This window comes from Halomarina oriensis, assembly GCF_009791395.1.
Classification (GTDB): Archaea; Halobacteriota; Halobacteria; order Halobacteriales; family Haloarculaceae; genus Halomarina; species Halomarina oriensis.
Genome location: NZ_WSZK01000023.1, coordinates 142,749 through 163,193, shown reverse-complemented (window position 1 = coordinate 163,193; position 20,445 = coordinate 142,749). Strand labels below are relative to the sequence as shown.

The following is a 20,445-nucleotide window of genomic DNA, read 5'->3' as shown; positions in this document are numbered from 1 at the left end:
TCGACGGCACTCTCACCCCGGCGAGCGGCCGCCGCGCTCTCGGTAGTGTGACGAACGGTCCATGTCGCTCGACGTCGTAGCACGCCGTATGGCTCTCGCACACCAGCTGCTGGACCTCCTCGTGGCGGGCCTGCTCGCCGGTATCGTGACGTTCGTCCTCCTCCCCATCGTGGGGCAGACGGGGTTCACCGTCGCCCTCGTGCTGTCGTGTCTGTACTACTTCTCGCGGAACCCGTTCGGGAGTTCCCCCGAGCGTGGCGTGGAGTACAACGAGTACATCGACGACCTGTACGACCGCGTGTTGCCCTGAGTGGGCGTCCGACGGCGTGTGGACGCTCGACGTCGGAGACGCGGTAAATGGTGGCACCGACTGAACGCTTTTCCCCGGGCGAACGCTCCCCACGAGGTATGAGTAGCACGAGGGCCGACCGATGAGCGAGGAACCGGGCAGCGCGCTCGACGGTCCGGTGAGCGACACCGACCGTGCGTACACGGTCCGCCTCGAACTGGTCGACCAGCCGGGAGAGCTGTTGAACGCGCTCCGACCCATCGCCGAGAACGGCGGGAACCTGCTGTCGGTGTTCCACGAGCGCGGCCATCTGACACCGCGTGGCCACATCCCCGTCGAGGTGGACCTCGAAGCGACGCCCGAGCGCTTCGAGCGCATCGTCGACGCCCTCCGCGAGAACGGCGTCAACGTCGTCCGTGCGGGTGCGGACCGCTACGGCGAGCAGTTGACCGTCGTCCTCGTCGGTCACCTCGTCGACACGGACCTCTCGGATACGCTCTCACAGCTCGAACGTGCGACGAGTGCGACCGTCGCGGACTTCTCGCTGCGCCTCGCCCGCGAGGAGGGCGACAGCGTGACGAGCGCGCGGGTCCGCCTCGACGCGGAGGCCGGAACCGGCCGCGAGGTGCTCGACGCGCTCCGCGAGGTGGCCGCCGAGAAGGAACTCACCGTCGTCGAACCCCTCGTGGAGGTGTCGCCGTGAGACTCGCCGTCGTCGGGGCCGGCGTGGTCGGACGCGCCGTCGTGGACCTCGCGGCGTCGTACGGTCACGACGTGGTGGCCGTCGCGGACTCCTCGTCGTCGGTGGTCGCCCCGAACGACGAGACGCTCGCCCCCGACAGCGTGCTCGCGCGCAAGTCCGAGGAGGACGTGGTCGGTGACGACGCGCCCGAGGCGGCGCTCGACGCCGACTACGACGTGCTCGTGGAGGCGACGCCGACGACGCTCGGCGACGCCGAACCGGGCTACGGTCACGCGGTGGCGGCGCTCGAACACGACCGACACGTCGTGCTGGCGAACAAGGGGCCGGTCGCCGAACGGTACGACGACCTGCGAGCGGTCGAACACGACAGTGCCGGGCGCGTGCTGTTCGAGGCGACCGTCGGCGGCGCGATTCCCGCCGTGACGACCATCGACGACCTCGGGCCGGCCCACGTGACGGCCGTCCGCGGCGTGCTCAACGGGACGGCCAACTTCGTCCTGACGCGGATGGCCGCCGAGGGACTGGACTACGAACACGTCCTCGCCGAGGCCCAGGACCTCGGGGTGGCGGAGGCCGACCCCTCCTTCGACGTGGAGGGAACCGACGCCGCGCTGAAGTGTGTCATCCTCGCCAACGTGCTCTACGGCGGTGGCTACTCGCTGGCGGACGCGGAGGTCGAGGGCATCGACGGTCTCCCGACCGAGTCGCTCTCGCTGGCCGCCGAGGACGGCATGACCGTCCGCCTCATCGGGAGCGTCGAGGACGGTGTGATTCGAGTCGGACCGCGTCTCGTCCCCGAACACGGGACGCTCGCGGTCTCCGGGACGCGCAACATCGTCCAGATAGAGACCGACCACGCGGGGCGACTGAACATCTCGGGACGGGGTGCCGGCGGCCCCGAGACGGCCACCGCCGTCCTCGCCGACGTGGGACGACTGTCGCGGCCGGACGACGCGTGACGGCCGGCGAAACTGCTATATAGCCGAGACGTTCACTGATACGGGAACAAAAACGCACCCCCTGCGGTCCGTGGTAGTACGTGCCAAACCGCACGACGGCGACGGGGTGGGCTGCAACGGGTATCGAAATGGTTTTATCCGGTTCAGGCAAAAGATTTCGCCACAGCGCATCTGCGCGTGGACCAATACATGGCAGACAAACCGCACCAGAACCTGGCCGTCATCGGCCACGTCGACCACGGGAAGAGTACGATGGTCGGGCGACTCCTGTTCGAGACAGGGTCCGTCCCCGAGCACGTCATCGAGCAGCACCGCGAAGAAGCCGAAGAGAAGGGCAAGGGTGGCTTCGAGTTCGCCTACGTCATGGACAACCTCGCCGAGGAGCGCGAGCGCGGGGTCACCATCGACATCGCCCACCAGAAGTTCGAGACCGACAGCTACCACTTCACCATCGTGGACTGCCCCGGTCACAAGGACTTCGTGAAGAACATGATCACGGGCGCGTCCCAGGCGGACAACGCCGTCCTCGTCGTCGCCGCAGACGACGGTGTCGCCCCCCAGACCCAGGAGCACGTCTTCCTCGCCCGCACCCTGGGCATCGACGAACTCATCATCGCGGTCAACAAGATGGACCTCGTCGACTACAAGGAGGACACCTACGAGGACGTCAAAGAGGAGGTCGGCCAGCTCCTCAAGCAGGTCCGCTTCCGCTCCGAGGACGCCACGTTCGTCCCCACCTCGGCGTTCGAGGGTGACAACGTCTCGGAAGCCTCCGAGAACACGTCGTGGTACGACGGCCCGACGCTCCTCGAAGCGCTCAACGACCTGCCGGAGCCCCAGGTTCCGACGGACGCGCCGCTGCGTCTCCCCATCCAGGACGTCTACACCATCTCGGGCATCGGTACGGTTCCGGTCGGCCGTGTCGAGACCGGTACGCTCGACATCGGCTCGAACGTCTCGTTCCAGCCCTCGGACGTCGGTGGCGAAGTCAAGACCATCGAGATGCACCACGAGGAGGTCCCGCAGGCCGAACCCGGTGACAACGTCGGGTTCAACGTCCGCGGCATCGGCAAGGACGACATCCGCCGCGGTGACGTCTGCGGTCCCGCAGACGACCCACCGACGGTCGCCGAGACGTTCCAGGCCCAGATCGTCGTGATGCAGCACCCGAGCGTCATCACGGCCGGCTACACGCCGGTGTTCCACGCGCACACCTCGCAGGTCGCGTGTACCATCGAGTCCATCGACCAGAAGCTCGACCCGGCGTCGGGTGAGGTCGCCGAGGAGAACCCGGACTTCATCCAGTCCGGTGACGCCGCAGTCGTCACCATCCGGCCGCAGAAGCCGCTCAGCATCGAGCCGTCGAGCGAGATCCCCGAACTCGGGAGCTTCGCCATCCGCGACATGGGTCAGACCATCGCCGCCGGCAAGGTCCTGAGCGTCGACGAGCGATAAGATGCAGCAGGCACGCGTCCGACTCGCGGGTACCAGCCCCGACGACCTCGACGACATCTGTGACGACGTCCGCGACATCGCGGACAAGACGGGTGTCGCTCTGTCGGGTCCGGTCCCACTCCCGACCAAGCGACTCGAAGTCCCCACCCGCAAGTCCCCCGATGGTGAGGGGACGGCGACGTGGGAACACTGGGAGATGCGCGTCCACAAGCGCCTCATCGACATCGATGCGGACGAGCGGGCGCTGCGCCAGCTGATGCGCGTCCAGGTGCCCAACGACGTCAGCATCGAGATCGTCCTCGAGGACTGACGCTCTTCTCGATTCTCTCTCTTTCAGCACGCCGACGAGCGACGGCTCCGTCGCCCGAACCGCCTGCGAGCGGCCCGCACACGCCTCACCGAAACAGAAGCTACAAGTACGCGACGGCGATACTCCAAAGCGCGGGCTCGTAGATCAGTGGCAGATCGCTTCCTTCGCAAGGAAGAGGCCCCGGGTTCAAATCCCGGCGAGTCCACTTCCCTTCGTTCACTACGTTCACTTCGGTCAGTGGACTCGCCTGACTCCCCCTCGCTCGTTGCACTCGCTCGCGGGAGTCCCGGCGAGTTTGTGGCGATTTGTCGTGAAACTGGGAAATATCAGAAGAATCAACACTTGCCTCGAGGCTGATGATTAGAGTTCTTTGCCATCTACTTCATTCGTGAATTTCTAACCAAAGGCACTGTTAATAGTCCCCTCTCAAATTAACTGAGAAATGGAAGTCGCCTCAGGTCCGCTTGTCGTGGCTGGCTTGGCAATTGATATAATAGGAGCAGGCGTAATCGCACTCCCTGATATCCCCCGAGTCAGGCAAGCACTGTGGTCTGAACGAGTTCGCAAAGGATTGCGCGAGATGGAAGGCAATGGGCTAAGAAACGACCAACCGGGATTCGAAGATATCTTGCAACTCCTTGAAGAATTCTACGGTGTAGAATTTTCAGATTCAGCGTGGGCGCTTCGAGTCGGGATGCACACGATGTCACGGTACGGCTTTGAATCAGTTTACGTGTTCACTGACGTTGAGAATCAGAACGAACAGATTGCGCTCGGGAAGGACTTTGGTAGCGACGTAGACTACAGAATGGTACGCAGGTCAATCAAGGAGCGCGCGGACAGGAGAGAGGCCGCTGTGAGGGTATTGGGATTCGTCTTGCTGGCCACCGGATTTCTATTGCAGATTGTCGGCAATTTCGTATAGCAGGCAAATCCAGTCACACGGCGCTATGTGCGTTATTTGGACTGTTAATCCCGCAGTGCCTCCACGGGCCGTTCGCTGGCCGCTTTCCACGCCGGATAGAGACCACTGACCAGACTCACGACGATACCGAAGACGAACCCGCCGACGAGGAACGCGCCGTTTCGGGGGACGAACACCACGTCGTAGGATATCTGTTCGACGAACGCGGCCAGTCCGATGGCGACAGCGCCGCTGAGGAGCGCCCCGAGCAGGCCACCGATTGCACCGAGGAGCGCCGCCTCCACGAGCAGCGTTCTGAGGACGTCCTCCTTGCTGACCCCCACTGCCCGGAGCACACCGATTTCCTGGCGGCGCTCGGTGGTGCTCATCAGCATCACGTTGAAGATGGAGACGCCGGCGACGACCAGCGAGATGGAGGCCAGCCCCAGGAGGAAGGCGTTGAGCAGGGCGAAGAACTCCGCGATGGTGGTGAGGATGGAGGAGAGCTCGAACACCGAGACACGCTCCGTGCGGGCGTTGAGCGACTGGCGAATCTCGGTCGCCGTCGCGGTGGCCGCGCTCCCCGACTCGGCCTGTACGACGACCTGATTGGGCTGGCTCTGGACGAACTCGCCGGGCGGGAGGACGACGGCGTTGTCCGGCTGGATGGGCGTGATGGTGTCGCTCTCGGCAAGGATGGAGACGACGCGGTAGCGGTTGCCCTCGATGTCGACGACGCTCCCCACCGTGAGCCCGAGCGTCTCGGCGACGTCCGACCCGACGATAGCTCCCTGTCGGTGGACCGCCGGGAGGGGACCGGACTGGGCCTCGAACAGTGCGCGTGGCTGCTCGGTGCCGTAGAGTTGCGCGAACGTCTGGCTGCCACCGGTCGAGACCACCCCGCCGTCGGTGACCAGCGGGACGACGGTCCCCCGGCCGCTCGCCGCGCGGCGTATCTCGCGGACGTCGCGGGAGGTGAGCACGTCGCTGCCGGTGTCGGCGTTCGGCGAGACGATGACCTGGTTGCCGATGCCGCCGAGTTCGTTCGTCGCCGAGAGCTGGAGGACCGTCCCGAAGATACCCAGCGTGGCGATGGCGAACACGCCGATGACGATACCGAGCGCCGCCAGCCCCGACCGGAGGCGGTTGCGCGAGAGGTTCCGCCGCGCCATCAGCACCGACGGGAGTCGGGTCATCGGTCGGTCGCCTCGTCGCGTTCGTCGGCGTCCTCACGACCGCCGTCGGCGCTCGCGGTGAAGCCGACGCTGCTCGACTCGTCGCTCTCGCTCGGTGCTCGCTCCCGGAGGACGCCGTCGACGAGTTCGACGGTGCGGTCGGCGAACTCCGTCACCAGGTCGTCGTGGGTGACCGCGACCACCGCGACGCCGTCCTCGCAGATACGGCGGAACTCCTCCAGAATCGTCGTGCCCGTCTCGCGGTCGAGGTTGCCCGTCGGTTCGTCCGCGAGGACGAGCGCCGGTCGGTTGACGAGCGCCCGAGCGATGGCGACGCGCTGTTTCTGCCCGCCCGAGAGCTGTGTCGGGTCGTGGTCGAGGCGTTCGCCCAGTCCGACGCGGGAGAGCAGGTCACGTGCGCGGGCTTCGGGGTCCTCGTCCGCGCCGTCCGTGTCGTGCCCATCGGTCGCCTCCGTCCCAGTGCCACCGTTCGGCGCGGCGCGTCGGCCGGTCGTTCCGGCGATTTCGCCGTCGAACAGCGTCGGCAGTTCGACGTTCTCGGTGGCGGTCAGCGTCGGGATGAGGTGGAAGTCCTGGAAGACGAACCCGATGGCGCGCTTGCGGGCGTCGGTCTGCTCTTCGTCGCTCAGGTCGGTGACGTCGCCGCCCTGGAGGTACTGCTCGCCGCGGGTGGGCACGTCGAGTAGCCCGAGCACGTTGAGCATCGTCGACTTCCCGGACCCGGAGGGGCCGACGACGGCGACGAACTCGCCGGGCCGGACGGTGAAGTCGACGTCGTCGAGCGCCACGACCGTCTCGCTGGCCGAGCGGTACTCCTTGGTGACGCCGCGCAACTCGACGACACAGTCCGTACAGGGTCGCTCGCGCTCGTATCCGTCGTGCTCGCTCTCGGCCGTCCCGGTGGCGTCGGCCCCGTTCGCGTCCGATTCGTCGGGAGTGGGGTCGGCGTCGCTCATCGGAGGCGGACCGCGATGGCGACGGCGGCGCTCACGAGCAACACGACGGCGAGGCCGCCGGCGAGACCGAGCGGGAACTCCGACCCGCCGTCGTCGCCGTCCTCGACGCCGTCGACCGGGAGGTCGACACGCTCGGTCCGTTCGACGCCGTTCACGGTGTAGGTGACGTCGACGGGAACGGTGCTCGCGTTCGCAAGGTCGACGTCCGCGGTGAGTTCGAACGGGGCGAACTCGCTGCCCGAGACGCTCCCGACGAAGTAGTCACGCTGTGGGTACGCCGGCGAGACGTACTCTGACTCGCCGACGCTGACGACGACGCCCGAGACGGTCGCGTCACCGGTGTTGCCGGCGTTCCCCTCGATACGGAGGACGCCGTCGGTCGCGGTGAGGTTGACGCCCGTCACCCGAATCGCGCCGGTCTGCGGGCGGTGGTCGTAGCTGGCGGTCTCGCTGCCGGAGTCGCCACCGACCGTGTACGTCGTCTCGAACTCGACGGTCCCGCCGGGTACCCGCGAGAGGTCGACGGTCACCGACTCGCTCGTGCCGGGCGCGAGCGTCCCGACGGCGTAGCGCTCCAGCGACGACCCGTCGACCGAGGACTGCACGACCACGTCGCGCAACGGCGCGTTCCCGAAGTTCGTCACCGTGACGGCGACCTGCGAGGGCGACTCGCCGCTCTCACCGTCGGCCTGTTGGGTCGCGCCACCGCCGGCCGCCGAGGGGTTCCCGCCGACGAGACTCCCGAGCTGTTCTTGGAGACCGCCACCACCGCCCTGCCCCTGCTGGGCCTGACTCGGCCGCTCGACGCGGACGCCGACGTCCTCCCGGAGTTCCTCGACGGCGAGCGTGCCGCTTGCAGTCGTCTCCGCACGGCTTCCGACCGCCGTCGTGTAACTCACCGTCGCGTCGACGGGCAGGTCGCCGGTCGAGTCGGGCGTCACGGTGACGTTGACCGTCCGGGTCGCGCCGCCAGCGAGACTGGCGACCGTCGCCCGCCCCGCGGCGTCGCCGGCCTGCACGTCCACGACGACGTTCCGGATGGCTTCGGTCGTCGGGTTCGCCACCTCGACGGGGATCTCGGTTGCGCTTCCGGCGACGGCCGACCCGGACTGGAGGCTGACGAGCGGTGCGGCGTCCTCGACGACGACGGTCAGCGGACGGGTCGCCCTGACCTCCGTGCCGGTCGCGTTCTCCCCGACGACGACGAGTTCGAGGTCACGCTGGCCCGATTCCTCGAACGTCGTCGTCAGCGGGACGGTGAGCGTCCCGCCCTGTGAGAGCGCACCGAGGGTCCGTGCGACGGCGAGGGTCTCCCCGTCGTCGACGAGGGCGACCCGGTTCAGCGAGACGGGCGAGGGACTCCCACCGGAGAGCGAGACGGTCGCCTCGACGGTCGTGGGGGCACCCACCGTGGGTTGGGCGGGCGTCACCGTCGCGTCGGTGATGGTCAGTCGAGCGGAGGGGACCTCCTGTGCGTCTGCGACGAGGGAGACGCCGGCACCGAGCGAGAGGACGAGAACCAGCGAGAGCGCGAGTGCGACGGGGGCCGAGCGACGGGTCATCGAATACCGACTATACCCGCCGACCGCGCAAAAGCGTGGCGACGATTCGGTTTCCTGACCCGCTCTCGCGGGCAAAATGGACCGGTTCGGATTTCGAGACTGTTCGGACGGGTCGTCGACTACTCCTCGGCTTCGAGTTCGTCGCCCCCCTCGTCCTCGTGGTCCGACTCGCTTTCCGCTCGGTCATCCGAGGCCGCTTCGTCGTCCTCGTCTTCCTCCACGACCACCAGTCCGCGGTTGTTGACCGCGTAGGCGTCGAGGCCCACCTCCGAGAGGAACTGCTTGTACTCGCGTTCACAGCGTTCGGCGCGTTTCTGCTTCTCGCTGGCGCGGTCACAGAGCTCCAGCAGGTCCTCGGGAACGTCGTTCTCGTGGACGATCCAGTGGTTGACGAGGTCCGAGAGCCGCCGGATGGGCGACGTGAAGTGGCCGTAAATCTCGAAGTTGAGCGCGTGGTGGCCCCCGAACGGGTCGTTCATGTACTTCGCTCGGGGCATGACGCGCATCACGGCGCGCTGAATCTTCCGCAACTGACGACCGGGAGCCTGTTCGAGCGTCGCGTTGACGGCCTTCCGGGGGTCGTCCCACGAGTCGCCGGGGATGGAGACGCTGTCGAGTTCCTGTATCTCGCGGAGCGCCTTGTCCCACTCGTCGGGAGAGGGCTGGGGGTGGACGCGGTACATCGCCTCGACGCCGCGCTGGAACATCAGGACGTGCGTGACGGCCTTGTTCGCCTTCAGCATGCACTCCTCGATGATGGTGTGCGCGCGGTCCCTGGAGGGGTTGAGGACGAGCGAGCCGTCCTCCTTGCGCTGTTCGTGCATCCGGTCTGCGACCTCGTACACCAGCGAACACTCCTCGTGGAGCGGTGCGTCCTCGTCGTCGAGGCGCTCCTCGGCCTGCGAGTAGGTGAGGCGCTCGTCGGAGTGGATGACCGACTTGTAGATGTCGATGGACTCGTAGCTGAGTGTCTCGCCGTCCAACTCCATCTCGACGGTGTGGGCCAGTCGGTCCTCGTTGGGGACGAGCGAACAGACCGTCTCGGCGAGCACCGGCGGTAGCATGTGGATGGTGTAGGCGGGGAGGTAGACCGTGTTTCCGCGCTCGACGGCCTCGGCCCACATCTCGCTGCCGGGGTGGACGTAGTGGCTCACGTCGGCGATGTGGACCCACAGGCGGTAGCCGTCCTCGGTGCGCTCGATGGAGATGGCGTCGTCGAAGTCCTGGGCGTCGATGGGGTCGGTCGTCCACGTCGTCAGGTCCCGGAGGTCCTTCCGGTCGTCCAGTTCGGTCCGGATCTCCGCCTCGACGTCTTCGGTGCGGGCTTCGGCCTCGTCGAGGACGGCCTGGGGGAAGCCGTCTCGAATCTCGAACTTCTCGAAGAGGTCCTCGCGTTTGTTCGAGAGGTGGCGAGCGAGTTCCTCGTCGATCTCGACCGGTCCCTGACCCTCCGCCGTGCCGGCCGCCGACTGCGCCGCTCGCTTCTCGTCGTCGGATTCCTGCTCGTTGTCGCTCATAGGGCGTGTAACGAGAGCGCGAAGTTAGGCGTGTCGGGGCTAGGTTTCGTCGGACGTTTTCCGAGTTTCGGGACGGACACTGCCAGCGTGACCATCTCGAAAGCCCTCTCTGGAGTTGGTGGTGTTGTCCAGACCTCGAAAGCCCTCACCGCGACGACTACCGGAAGACTCGCTTCGCCACCGGCGACAGAGTCGCCGGTTTCCGGCGGGACCGAAGGTCCCGCACAGCTCGACTTCCGTCGCCCCACTCGCTTCGCTCGCGGGACTCGCGTGATTCGTTGCGCGCTTCGCTCGCTTCACTCGCTCCAGTGCTTACGTCACCATGCTTCGCCCTCGCGGTTCGCCCTTTCAGTCCACCAGGGACCGGCGGTCCTGCCCTTCCCCGTTCCCGCGAGCCACGCGAGCGGGAGCCAGCGAGACGAGTGCAACGAGTCTCGTGCGAGTCGCGCGGCCTCACTGTCGTTCGGCACGCACTCCCGGCCACCGTGACCGCAACGGCTGGCCGCGCGTTCAGGCGCGGCCGACGGAGTCGGGTAGGTGCGGTGCGGTCGCTGGCCTCGGCGGACTGAAGGTTCTCGTGAGTGAGCCTCAGCGAGCGAACGAGAACCAGTGAGACGAGCGACGCGAGTCTCACGTGGGCGAGGGCGGTACGGCCGCGTGCCGACGCAAGCACCGAGCGAAGCGAGGCGCGCAGCGAGTCAGGTGGCCGTAGCGTCCGAGGGCTTTCGAAGTGGTGTCGTCTCAACCGTGTCCAGCAAGGGCTTTCGGGGTGGTGTCACCCTTCGCTGTGACTCAGTCGACGAGCTGGAAAACGGAGGCGACTCACTTCACCTCCCTACTTCGGTTCGAGCGACCCGTATCGCTCGACGACCTGTTCCTCGTAGCGCCGGAGGAACTCCTCCTGGCTCGTGCGCCCGGCCCGCTCGATGTCGACGAGGAGCGCTTCCAGTTCGGTCCGTGGCTGGTGACAGAGGTCACGGTAACACGGCTTGCAGAGGTGCTCGAACTCCTTGTCGGTACGCGACCAGCGGTCGCCCTCCTTGTCGTACTCGCGGGCGGACGGACGGTCCACGGTGGCTCCACAGGCGACACAGTCGACGCGGTCGGTGCCGCGCTTTCGCCAGCCCCACATTTCGTGTGTCACTACGTGCCCCGGGGCTTATCGCTTTTCGCTCACCGACCGACTGTCACCACCCCAAACACGTCGCCACACGGGCGACAGCGGCCGTCGAGCACACGACCTGGGCCGGTCGCCGCCTCGTCGCAGGACGTGTCGGGCGGTTTATGCCGACCGGCCGCGAGGTGCGAGTATGCAGGTGAAGTCCCGACATCACCTCCGGAGCGACGAGATACGGCGTATCACGGAGACGCTGGCCGACGGCCTCGGCGTCGATCTCGTCGGGGACTCCTTCGAACACGTCGAGTTCGAGGCGGCCCCGACCGACCTCGTGCTGGTCGACGGCGAACCGCTGATCGCGTACTACGGCGCGGACGGCGACGAACCGTTCCTCACCGTTCGCGGCGCGAACGAGTTCCCGCCCGAGAAGCGCGTCGTCACCGTCGACGCGGGCGCGGTGTCGTTCGTCTCGGGCGGTGCGGACGTGATGCGGCCGGGCATCGTCGAGGCCGACGACGCCATCGAAGCGGGCGACCTCGTGGTCATCGCAGAAGAGACCCACGGGAAGGTGCTCGCGGTCGGTCGCGCGCTCGAAGCGGGCGGTGACCTCGTCGGTGACTCGGGGAAGGTCGTCGAGTCGCTCCACCACGTCGGTGACGACCTCTACGCCCAGACGTTCTGAGCGACGGCCTCGCCCCGTTCTCGCGGTCGGCTCTCTCCCCTCTCGTTCGCGGCTCTCAGGCGACGCACTCCCCCTGGACTGTCACGTCCTCGCCGTCGGCAGTGACCGCGAGTTCGTCGACGGACGCGTCGGCCGCACAGGAGAGGACGGCTCCTCCGACGACGACGCCGTCCTCACCCTCCTCGCGGACCTCGACGAGGACGTAGCGACGCTCCTCGCCGGGGAGCGAACGGGTGAACGACGCGCCGGCGTCGACGTCGTACTCCTCGGTGGCGCGGACGACCTCGATGGGTCGAACGTCGAGGGTGTCGAACGTGAGCACCTCGTCGAGCGTCCGGTCGTCGAGGACGACGATGTCGGTCGACCCGTCCGACCGGTCGAGTTTCACCGCCTCGATGGGGCCTTTCGTCACCGTCACGGAGACGACGTACTCCCGCTCGCCGTCGTTCGTGAGTTCGAGACGGTTCACCTCGGGCGTCGGCGTCGGGTCGGCCGTCGACGCCTCGTCGGTCACGGCCGTCGTCTCACCCGCCGCGGCCTGCTCGTCGCCGCTCTCGGTGGCCGTGGTCTCGTCCATCGCGTTCTCCCCGTCCTCGGTCGGTGCCCCCGGTCCACCGGCCGCGTCGGTGGTAGTCACGTTCGACGCCTCGTCCGCCGGCCGGTTGATGTTGACGGCACTACAGCCCGCGAGCACGACCACCATCACCAGCGCTACCGCTACGACCGTCCGTTTCATTGTTGACATTATTCGGTGCGGAGGGGTATATCCCTTCTCCCCGGACTCGCCCGCTGAGAAGCCATCGCAGCGACTGCGAGGCTCGCCTCGCCACCGTTCACCTCGACTATTCGTTACTTCGCGACTGTCACGGGAACGCACCTTCCTGTCGTCCGCCCCGACGGCCGACCGTCGACCGGGCCGACCTCACGACTCGGGATAGGTCGGAAGCCGGGCCGACTGCACGCTGCCCTCGACGAACGGGAGGGCGACGACGTCGGCGGGAACCGGTTCCTCGGTCCCCTCGTCGTCCAGCACCCCCACAGCCGTCACGTCGCTCGTCGCGTCGAAGTCGACGTACGCGAGCGCGACCGGTGTCTCGTAACTCGGCCCCGTGGCCGCTCTGGTGACCTCACCGACCCGTTCGTCGCCGGCGAAGACGGTGTCGCCCGCCTCGGGCACGGACTCGGGTGCGAGACCGACCAGCCGTTTCGAGGGCTGCCCGACGTTCTCGACCTTCGAGACGACCTCCTGGCCGACGTAACAGCCCTTCTCGAAGTCCAGCGCGTTGCGCACGCCCGCGACGTTCGGGATACGTCCGGCGAGTTCGGTGTCGAACAGCGGCGTCCCGGCTTCGAGAGTGAGCGTCTCCCAGGTCCGGTAGCCGAAGGGGGCGGCGTTGTTCCCCCGGAGGACGAGCGTCTCGAACACCTCGTGGGCGGCGTCGGCCGCACAGATGACCTCGTAGCCGTCCTCGCCGGTGAGGCCGTCGCCCGCGACGACGGTGACGCCCGCGTCGCCCATTGACCCGCGGACGAACGTCAGCGCGGGTTCGGGCGCGCCGGCGTGGTTCAGGACGGACGCTATCTTCTCGGTGGCGTAGGGGCCGTGGACGCCGAAGACGCCGAAGTCGCTCGTGGCGACGCGAATCGAGACGTCCTGGATGAACGTGTTCTCGCGCCACTGCTCGGCGAGGGGGTCGGCCCGCTCGGGCGGACAGAAGACGAGCAACCGGTCGGCGGTGGTGTAGACGTAGAGGTCCGTCGTGATGCGGCCCTGTGGGTCGAGCAGGAGGGCGTAGACGCCGCGGCCGTCCTCGCTCGATACGCGGTTGGAGACGGCGTTGTCCACGAAGTCGACGCGGTCCTCGCCGCTCACTTCGACGACGCCGTAGCCCATCTCACAGACGCCGACGCCGTTGCGGACCGCACGGTGGGTCCGCTCGGGTCGGCCGTAGTCCTCGACGACACGGCGGCCCCCGACCGACCGGAACGTCGCCCCGTGGTCGGCGTGGAACTCCTCGATGACGGTCATGAGCGTGTGTTGACCGCCTCGAAGTAAGACGCCACCGGTCCGGCGAGTCGGGACGAGCGGCCGACCGGATTCCGGTCGTCGAGGGGACTCAGAGCCCGAGTCGGTCGAAGACGCGGTCGACCACGGACGTCCCGTCGTCGTCTCCCTCGTCGGCGTCCGGGACGACGCGGTCGGCGGGGCGGATGACGAGACGGCCGTCCTCGCGGGTCGTCGTGATGAGACCGTCGTCTTTCAGACTCCCCAGTGCCTCCTCCAGCGCGTCGATTTCGACGTCGACGCGGGTCCGCAACTCGAAGACGGTCATCCCTTCGCCACGCTCGACGAGGGCATCCAGGACCGACACCTCGGTTCGGTCGCGGTCCCTGAACTCCCGTTTGGCGCGCATACGACGGGGTAACACGGCGGCCGTCTTAACCTGTGGCGGTCGGGAGGGCGGCTAAGGAGTAGGCTTATGTGTCGAACGCGGTAGACAAACCCAATGGCGCTTACGTGTTCGCTCCTCGGGCACGCCTTCGACGACTACGAGGTCGTCCGTGACCGCGAGGAGCGCGGCAGTGAGGTGGTCACCCAGGTCCGGGAGGTCGCGGTCTGCGACCGCTGTGGTGCCGAGCGAACCCTCTCGGAGAACACCGAGGTGACGAGCATCGTCGACGCACCACCGCTCGACACCGACACGGACGACGCGGACGACGCGGAACTCTTCGCGCCCGGAGCGGACACGGAGACGACGACACCGGCCCGCGACGGGACGCCGACGACGCCCGACGTCGGCCCCGAGGCGGGGACGACCAGTCCCGACGAGGGGACGGCCGACGACCCGGTCCCCGACGAAGGGGCCGAACTCGTCGAGAACGACGGTCCGAGCGACGTCGGCGGTCTGGACGACACGACCGCCACGCCGGACGACGCGACGGTGGCCGACGGGGTAGCCACCACCGAAGCGGAGGACGTCACCGAGACTCCCGCGGCGAGCGAGCAACCGGCGGAGGCCGACGACGGTGCCGAGCGGACCTCGACCGACGGTCGGGACGCCGAGAGCTCCGACGACGCGGTCATCCTCACCGACTCGCCCGAGGAGCGTGAGTACGGGGAGTGGCCCTCCCACGACGTCAGCGGTACCAGCCGTGGGACCCCGACCGCCTGCTCGACGACCCCGACAGGGACGAGGACGACGACGGCCCGACGGTCGCCGAAGTGATGGGGACGAACGGTCACGACGGCGACGCCGTGGTCGAGGACGGCGACCACGACGGCGACGACGGCCCGGCGTTCGAGGAGACCGCCGCTGCCGACAGCGACGCCGTGCTGTCGTGTCCGAACTGCGAGTTCCGGAGTCCCGTCACGGCCGTCTCCCTGCGCCGTGGGGACGCCTGTCCCGACTGTCGGGCGGGCTATCTCGTCACTGAACGGAACCCCTAAACCCTCCCTCGTCTACCCACTGCACATGCGCGAGTACAAGATGCGTCGTGGCGAGCACCTCGAAGACCGAATGCCTGACCTCAAGGGGAGCGTCGAGGACTACTTCGGCCCCATCACCGAGACGGAGGAATTCAAGGGAAGTGACCTCTACGTCGTCGGTGAACCGTCGAACCCCGTCTTCGAACGCATCGTCGCGGGTGCCGTCTCGTACTCCGGCAAGAAGGACAAACTCGCGGTCGACTTCATCGAGCGCGACCCCGCGGAACTCTCGCCCGAAGACCTCGAATCGGCCGGCGAGGCGGTGTCGGCGAAAAACGAGTTCCTCCTCGAAGCGACCGGCCGCGACGCCAAGAGTCGGCGCGAATCACTGAAACGCGCCGTCGAGGACGACTCCCCCGACTTCTGAGGCGACGTCACTCGCGGGTTCTCGAAACCGAACGGAGTGGAGAGCGACTGCTGTCGCAGGACGGGCGGCTACCGCGTCAGCTTCTCGCGGCTGATCTTGACGCCCGTCGGCGTGATGATGAGCTGGTCGTCGTCCTTCTGGACGATGTCGCCACCGACCTCGCGGGCGACCTGTTTCAACTCGTCGGAGATATGCTCCATCGTCCGGTCGCTCGTCGTGTGCCGGGTGATGTCGGCGACGACGATGTCGCCGTCGTAGACGGCGTCCTTGATGGCGATGATGTCCTGCTTGTCCCCGATTTTGGCGATGTGAATGCTCGTCGCCGACGCCGCCGACTCCGTCTCGAAGTCGTCGACGTCGAGTTCGACGTACTCGTCGGTGCTGCGCGTGCCACGCCCACCGATGAGCTTGTCCATGAGACCCATATGCCCTGAAAGGGGACCGATGCCGGCATAATTCTTGCGTCGGACGTGAATTGTCGACCGTGTCACTATTCGATTATCTACATATCGGAGTTCAAACAATGATGATGAATCGAAAATCTATTATACGGATGGGACTTCGTAGCGAACCGCATGGGAGAAGATAACACGACACGGCGGCGCTTCCTGAAGGGGGCGGCGGCGGGTACTGCTGGTACACTGCTCGTTGGGGCCGCGAACGCGAGCGGCGGGCGTGCACCGAGACGAATCGTCGGGACGAAGTCGAAGGCGGCGGCCGACAACGCGAAGGGCAAGGCCGAGGCCGTCGGGCGGACGCTCGACTTCGGCGACATCGGACAGGCCGTCGCCGGCCGGTTCTCCGACAAGGCCATCGAACAGCTCCGCAAGCGCCGTGACGTCCGCTACGTCGAGGAAGACGGGACGATGCACGCGCTCCAGGGCAAACCCGGCGGTGGCGGGGGAACGACCGCAGCACAGACCCTGCCGTGGGGTATCGACCGCGTGGACGCCGAAGTGGCCCACGCCAACGGGTCGACGGGCGCGGGTGCGGACCTCGCTATCCTCGACACGGGTATCGACTCGAACCACCCGGACCTCGTCGACAACCTCGGGGCCGGCCGCGCGTTCACCCGTGCGAAGGGCAACTTCGCCGAGGACTGGGACGACGACAACGACCACGGCACTCACTGTGCGGGGACGGCCGGTGCCGTCGACAACGCCGAAGGCGTCGTCGGCGTCTCCACCGAAGCGACGCTCCACGCGGTGAAGGTGCTCGGCAAGCGCGGGTCGGGGTCGTTCTCCGACATCGCGGCCGGTGTCGAGTACGTCGCCGACCAGGGCTGGGACGTCGCCAGCATGAGCCTCGGCGGCTCCTCGGGCACCCAGACACTCCGCGACGCCTGCCAGTACGCGACCAACAACGGCGTCCTCGTCGTCGCCGCGGCGGGCAACTCCGGACCGTGTTCGGACTGCGTCGGCTTCCCTGCGGCGTACCCCGAGACGCTCGCCGTCGGGTCGACGGACTCCACGGACGACCTGTCGGGCTTCTCCTCGACCGGTCCCGAAGTCGACATCGCCGCACCGGGGTCGAACATCAACTCGACCGTTCCCGGCGGCGCGTACGACACGTTCTCGGGCACCTCGATGGCGACGCCACACGTCGCCGGTGCCGCCGCACAGTTGATGGCCGACGGTGCCTCGAACGACCAGGCGCGCAGCACGCTGCTCAACACCGCCGAGGACCTCGGTCTCGGCGACAACGAGAGCGGCGCGGGCCTGCTCGACGTCGCCGCGGCACTGGGCTACGACTCCTCGAACGACTGAGTCCGACGCGAGAACCGACCATCTCCGTTTTTCGACCGCTACACCGCGAGCGACTGCTCCGGTGTCGTCCCGAAGAGATCGCCGCTTACCGCCCGACCAGCGTTCGCAGTCCGTCACGAGTGAACAGCGAGGAGGGTTCGTCCATGTGGACCGCGATTTCGCCCGACAGCGCCCACAGCCCCGCCTTCTGGACGGACTTCGGCAGCGAGTACGCCGCCCGCACCGCGTGTCCCAGTCGGATCTCGTTGCGGAGCTCCGAACGCCACGTCCGCTCGTAGTCGCCGAGCGTTCCCGGAGTCGCGGGGTCCACCTCGCGGGCGGCGTGGTCCGCGGCACGCATCCCGTAGAGGATGCCGCCGCCGGTGAACGGCTTCGTCTGGCCGGCGGCGTCGCCCACGAGCAGGCTCCGACGTCCCGTCACCCGCCGTGGCGGGCCGATGGGGATGAACCCCGAACAGCGCCGGTCGAGCGTGACGTCGTACTCCTCGCAGAGTCGGTCGAACCGCCCCGAGACGTCGTCGCCGGGTCTGGCCGCGAGGCCGTACTCGACACCGTCGTCGCCACGCGGGATGCGCCACGCGAAGAACCGGGGGACGGTGAGGTGGACGTCGACGTAGTCCTGAGCGTCGGGGGCCTCGTCGAACCCGAGGACCCCGTGGAGGAACTCGCGTGGTTCGGGCAGCCCACACGCTTCGCGCACGCGCGAGCGTGGCCCGTCCGCGCCGACGACCATCCGCGCCTCGTGGGTCTCGACGCCGTCCGGTCCGGTCGCCGTGACCTCGACGTGGCTCCGCCGCTCGCCGACGTCCGTGACGGTGTGTTCGTCCCGAACGTCCGCGCCCGCGTCGCTCGCCGCCCGTGCGAGGGCCTTGTCGAGGCCGACGCGGTCGATGGCGTTCGAGATGACCTCGCGTTTGTAGAACGGCTCGCCGGCGGACTCGGGGCCGCCGACGTGGAAGCGAGCGCCGTAGATGTCGTTCTGGAACAGGTCCTCGCGTGCGCTCTCGGGGAGGAACTCCCAGACGTCGAGGCTGACGTGGCCCGAACACGCCAGCGGGCGGCCGATCTCGCCCTGTTCGAGGACGAGGACGTCGCGGCCGCGGTCGGCCGCCTGGCGGGCGAAACGCGCCCCGGCGGGTCCCGCACCGACGACGACGAAGTCGTGCATTGACGGTTCTCCGACACGCCCGCCCAAATATCTTCTCGGTTCGCTCCCCAAGAGCTATTCCACTGGCTGACAGGTCTTCGGTATGCGCCCCGCCGTCCGCCACCCGCTCACGGGGGCCCTCCTGACGCCCCTCGCCGTGGTCGCGTTGCTCGTCGCCCTCGGCTACGACCCGTCGCCGCTCGCCGAGGTGTTCACCGGAGACGCGTCACCGCTCGGCCTCGCCTGGTTGACGCTCCCGCTGGCCGCGTTCGGCGGCGGGAGCGTTGTCGCGCTCCGCAACGACGTGTGGGTCGGTGTGTACGCGGCGGGGACCGTCCTCGTGCTCGCTGCGGTGACGGGCCTGTTCGCCGGCGGCCCGGCGTACCGGACGGTGTTCTCGTTCAACGCGGCCGCCTCCCTCGTCTCGGCCGGCGGTTCGGTGGCGGTTCTCGTCGAGTCCGTCGTCAGGTACAGGGCTGCCGTCCGTCGCTCGGTGTCGCCTCGACCGCTCCGGTGGGCGGCGCGTGTCGGAGCCATCCACGCAGTCGTGGTGGTGGCGCTACGGACCGCCGTCCTCTCCTCGATGAACGGCGATGGCACGGTTCAGGTGCTGTTCGGCGGCCTCGGCCCCGTGACTCTCGCCTGGACGGCGCTCGGCGGGTTCGTGCTCGGCGCGGTTCCGACGTACCTCCTCTACCGGTCTCGACTGGTGACGCCCGTGCTGCTCGTCGGGTCGCTCTCGGTCGTCTCCTCGGCGACGACCGTCCTCGACGAACTCGCCAGAGCGGACTCCGGCGCGGTCTCCGCGGCGGCGCTCACGCCGCTCACGGCGTATCTCGTCGGGTGGGTCGCCGTGCTCGCCGTCGTCTCGGTCGTCGGCGCACTGGAGTACGTCCTCCGAGAGCAGTCGGGCATCTCCCCGCCACGTCCGCTCCGCATCGGTGAGGCCGCCGAGTGAGGCCCTGCCGACCGGCCGACTCAGACCGCGACCAGTCCTCGACCCGTCTGTGACTCGAACGACTCGTCCCACGGCACGTCGAGTGCCGCCCACGACCCGCCGAAGTCCGTCGACCGGAAGACGCCACGGTTGGTCAGCGCGAAACACTCCCCGTCCTCGCCGGGTTCGAGCACCGCCCGAATCAGCCCGTCGGGTTCCGGAAGTCCGTCCATCGCCTGCTCCCACGCCCCGTCACCGTCGCGGCGGTAGACGTACGACTCGGCGGGCAGGGAGTGGGCCGACCGCGCACCGCTCGCGGCGGAGACCAGCACCGTCTCGGGGTCGCCGGGGTCGACGGCTACCGACCAGACGTAGCGGTGGCCGAGTCCCTCCTGTGGGTAGTCCCACGTCTCGCCGTGGTCGTGACTCTCGGCGTAGCCGTCGCCCGCGGCCGACCAGACACGCTCGGGTGCGTCCGGGTGGGTCGCCAGCGAGTGGTTGTCCCGCCGCGAACCATCGACACGGTCTGCCCACGTCTCGCCGCGGTCGTGGGACTGGACGAGCGCTCCCGCCTCGATACCGACGTAGAGGTGGTCGGTGTCGCTCGGGTCCACCGCCAGCCACCGGATGTGGTGGGTGTCCGGTCGCGGCGGGAAGTACCAGTCCTCGGCGCTCGGCAGGTCCGTGAGGCCGGGGTTCTCGGTCCACGTCACGCCTGCGTCTGTGGAGTGGTAGACGCGAGAGGGTTCGGTTCCGGCCCACCACTCATCGGGGTCGTGGGGGTTCACGGCGAGGCTCATCACGCGCGACTCCATCTCGGGAGCGACTCGCTCGAAGGAGTCGGCGCCGTCCGTCGAGCGAAAGAGACCGTCGTCGAACGTCCCGACGAGCACCGTGTCGGGAGCGTCGGGATGGGCACAGACGCATTCGAGGTCGTAGTCGGCCAGTCGTCGCTCGACGGTCGGGGCCTCGCGTTCGTCGCGGACGACGAGCAAGGCGGTGCGGAGCGTGGCGTACAGCGTCATGCGTGCTAGCAGGCGACGGGTGGGGAAAAGGGGTGTGTCGGTGCGGTTGTGTTCACCCGAAGACAC

General features: G+C 67.9%; 22 protein-coding genes, 1 tRNA gene and 1 pseudogene. 13 read left to right on the top strand and 11 right to left on the bottom strand.

Going from position 1 to position 20,445, the window contains the following annotated elements; genetic code table 11:
• The first annotated feature begins 88 nt into the window (after positions 1-88).
• The 7 genes from GQS65_RS13990 (at position 89) to GQS65_RS13960 (ending at position 4,641) form a co-directional block, all read left to right on the top strand.
• On the top strand, positions 89-310 hold the full coding sequence (locus GQS65_RS13990; RefSeq protein ID WP_158205246.1) for a hypothetical protein: 222 nt from the start codon (positions 89-91) through the stop codon (positions 308-310).
• Between the two features lie 121 nt (positions 311-431).
• Positions 432-992, top strand: coding sequence for an amino acid-binding protein (locus GQS65_RS13985; RefSeq protein ID WP_158205245.1), 561 nt, complete (start codon positions 432-434; stop codon positions 990-992).
• A complete protein-coding gene (locus GQS65_RS13980) occupies positions 989-1,951 on the top strand; it encodes a homoserine dehydrogenase (RefSeq protein ID WP_368280185.1) in 963 nt (320 codons plus the stop codon). Before GQS65_RS13985 ends, GQS65_RS13980 begins: the two co-directional genes overlap by 4 nt.
• Positions 1,952-2,140: 189 nt before the next feature.
• Positions 2,141-3,406: a translation elongation factor EF-1 subunit alpha gene (gene tuf / locus GQS65_RS13975; RefSeq protein ID WP_158205244.1), complete on the top strand. Its 1,266-nt coding sequence runs from the start codon at positions 2,141-2,143 to the stop codon at positions 3,404-3,406.
• A 1-nt stretch (position 3,407) separates the two neighbouring features.
• Complete coding sequence (gene rpsJ, locus GQS65_RS13970; protein WP_158205243.1) at positions 3,408-3,716, top strand: 30S ribosomal protein S10; 309 nt, start codon at positions 3,408-3,410, stop codon at positions 3,714-3,716.
• A 133-nt stretch (positions 3,717-3,849) separates the two neighbouring features.
• Positions 3,850-3,921, top strand: a tRNA-Ala gene (locus GQS65_RS13965).
• 237 nt (positions 3,922-4,158) lie between these two features.
• Entirely contained in the window at positions 4,159-4,641 is a 483-nt protein-coding gene (locus GQS65_RS13960; protein WP_158205242.1) for a hypothetical protein, read from the top strand.
• A gap of 44 nt (positions 4,642-4,685) precedes the next feature.
• On the opposite strand, the gene GQS65_RS13955 is transcribed toward GQS65_RS13960, so the two are convergent.
• The 5 genes and pseudogenes from GQS65_RS13955 to GQS65_RS13935 form a co-directional block, all read right to left on the bottom strand.
• On the bottom strand, positions 4,686-5,816 hold the full coding sequence (locus tag GQS65_RS13955; protein ID WP_158205241.1) for an ABC transporter permease: 1,131 nt from the start codon (positions 5,814-5,816) through the stop codon (positions 4,686-4,688).
• The gene (locus GQS65_RS13950) at positions 5,813-6,772 is read right to left on the bottom strand and encodes an ABC transporter ATP-binding protein (RefSeq protein WP_158205240.1); all 960 of its coding nucleotides are present in this window, start codon (positions 6,770-6,772) and stop codon (positions 5,813-5,815) included. The genes GQS65_RS13955 and GQS65_RS13950 overlap by 4 nt, the downstream gene beginning before the upstream one ends.
• Entirely contained in the window at positions 6,769-8,334 is a 1,566-nt protein-coding gene (locus GQS65_RS13945) for a CARDB domain-containing protein (protein WP_158205239.1), read from the bottom strand. The genes GQS65_RS13950 and GQS65_RS13945 overlap by 4 nt, the downstream gene beginning before the upstream one ends.
• Positions 8,335-8,531: 197 nt before the next feature.
• A pseudogene (locus tag GQS65_RS13940) lies at positions 8,532-9,851 on the bottom strand (RNB domain-containing ribonuclease); the annotation flags it as partial.
• A gap of 835 nt (positions 9,852-10,686) precedes the next feature.
• Positions 10,687-10,983, bottom strand: coding sequence for a DUF7562 family protein (locus tag GQS65_RS13935; protein WP_158205237.1), 297 nt, complete (start codon positions 10,981-10,983; stop codon positions 10,687-10,689).
• Between the two features lie 178 nt (positions 10,984-11,161).
• Here GQS65_RS13935 and GQS65_RS13930 point away from each other — a divergent pair, with 178 nt between their 5' ends.
• Positions 11,162-11,650 (top strand): RNA-binding protein, encoded by a 489-nt coding sequence (locus GQS65_RS13930; RefSeq protein ID WP_158205236.1) that lies wholly within the window; start codon positions 11,162-11,164, stop codon positions 11,648-11,650.
• 55 nt (positions 11,651-11,705) lie between these two features.
• On the opposite strand, the gene GQS65_RS13925 is transcribed toward GQS65_RS13930, so the two are convergent.
• The 3 genes from GQS65_RS13925 to GQS65_RS13915 all read right to left on the bottom strand — a co-directional run bounded on the left by GQS65_RS13925 (position 11,706) and on the right by GQS65_RS13915 (position 14,064).
• On the bottom strand, positions 11,706-12,386 hold the full coding sequence (locus GQS65_RS13925; protein WP_158205235.1) for a hypothetical protein: 681 nt from the start codon (positions 12,384-12,386) through the stop codon (positions 11,706-11,708).
• 186 nt (positions 12,387-12,572) lie between these two features.
• Positions 12,573-13,679 carry a CAF17-like 4Fe-4S cluster assembly/insertion protein YgfZ gene (gene ygfZ / locus GQS65_RS13920; RefSeq protein ID WP_158205234.1) on the bottom strand — a complete coding sequence of 369 codons (1,107 nt, stop codon included), beginning with the start codon at positions 13,677-13,679 and terminating at the stop codon, positions 12,573-12,575.
• Positions 13,680-13,767: 88 nt separating this feature from the next.
• The gene (locus GQS65_RS13915) at positions 13,768-14,064 is read right to left on the bottom strand and encodes a DUF6432 family protein (RefSeq protein WP_158205233.1); all 297 of its coding nucleotides are present in this window, start codon (positions 14,062-14,064) and stop codon (positions 13,768-13,770) included.
• A gap of 93 nt (positions 14,065-14,157) precedes the next feature.
• Between GQS65_RS13915 and GQS65_RS13910 the strand changes: the two genes are divergently transcribed.
• Genes GQS65_RS13910 through GQS65_RS13900 form a run of 3 tightly spaced genes read left to right on the top strand, consistent with a single transcriptional unit; the run spans position 14,158 to position 15,504 of the window.
• Entirely contained in the window at positions 14,158-14,877 is a 720-nt protein-coding gene (locus tag GQS65_RS13910) for a DUF7093 family protein (protein ID WP_158205232.1), read from the top strand.
• Complete coding sequence (locus GQS65_RS13905; RefSeq protein ID WP_158205231.1) at positions 14,877-15,098, top strand: hypothetical protein; 222 nt, start codon at positions 14,877-14,879, stop codon at positions 15,096-15,098. The genes GQS65_RS13910 and GQS65_RS13905 overlap by 1 nt, the downstream gene beginning before the upstream one ends.
• Before the next feature lie 25 nt (positions 15,099-15,123).
• Positions 15,124-15,504, top strand: a complete 381-nt coding sequence (locus GQS65_RS13900; protein WP_158205230.1) for a DUF5611 family protein — start codon at positions 15,124-15,126, stop codon at positions 15,502-15,504.
• 68 nt (positions 15,505-15,572) lie between these two features.
• Here GQS65_RS13900 and GQS65_RS13895 read toward each other — a convergent pair whose 3' ends face one another.
• Complete coding sequence (locus tag GQS65_RS13895; protein ID WP_158205229.1) at positions 15,573-15,929, bottom strand: cell division protein SepF; 357 nt, start codon at positions 15,927-15,929, stop codon at positions 15,573-15,575.
• A gap of 150 nt (positions 15,930-16,079) precedes the next feature.
• On the opposite strand from GQS65_RS13895, the gene GQS65_RS13890 reads away from it, so the two are divergent.
• A complete protein-coding gene (locus GQS65_RS13890; RefSeq protein WP_158205228.1) occupies positions 16,080-17,270 on the top strand; it encodes a S8 family peptidase in 1,191 nt (396 codons plus the stop codon).
• A gap of 85 nt (positions 17,271-17,355) precedes the next feature.
• On the opposite strand, the gene GQS65_RS13885 is transcribed toward GQS65_RS13890, so the two are convergent.
• Positions 17,356-18,438, bottom strand: coding sequence for a geranylgeranyl reductase family protein (locus GQS65_RS13885; protein ID WP_158205227.1), 1,083 nt, complete (start codon positions 18,436-18,438; stop codon positions 17,356-17,358).
• Between the two features lie 82 nt (positions 18,439-18,520).
• Between GQS65_RS13885 and GQS65_RS13880 the strand changes: the two genes are divergently transcribed.
• Positions 18,521-19,375 carry a hypothetical protein gene (locus GQS65_RS13880; protein ID WP_158205226.1) on the top strand — a complete coding sequence of 285 codons (855 nt, stop codon included), beginning with the start codon at positions 18,521-18,523 and terminating at the stop codon, positions 19,373-19,375.
• A gap of 20 nt (positions 19,376-19,395) precedes the next feature.
• Here the strand turns inward: GQS65_RS13880 and GQS65_RS13875 are convergent, their stop codons facing one another.
• Positions 19,396-20,379 (bottom strand): WD40/YVTN/BNR-like repeat-containing protein, encoded by a 984-nt coding sequence (locus GQS65_RS13875; RefSeq protein WP_158205225.1) that lies wholly within the window; start codon positions 20,377-20,379, stop codon positions 19,396-19,398.
• Positions 20,380-20,445 lie beyond the last annotated feature (66 nt).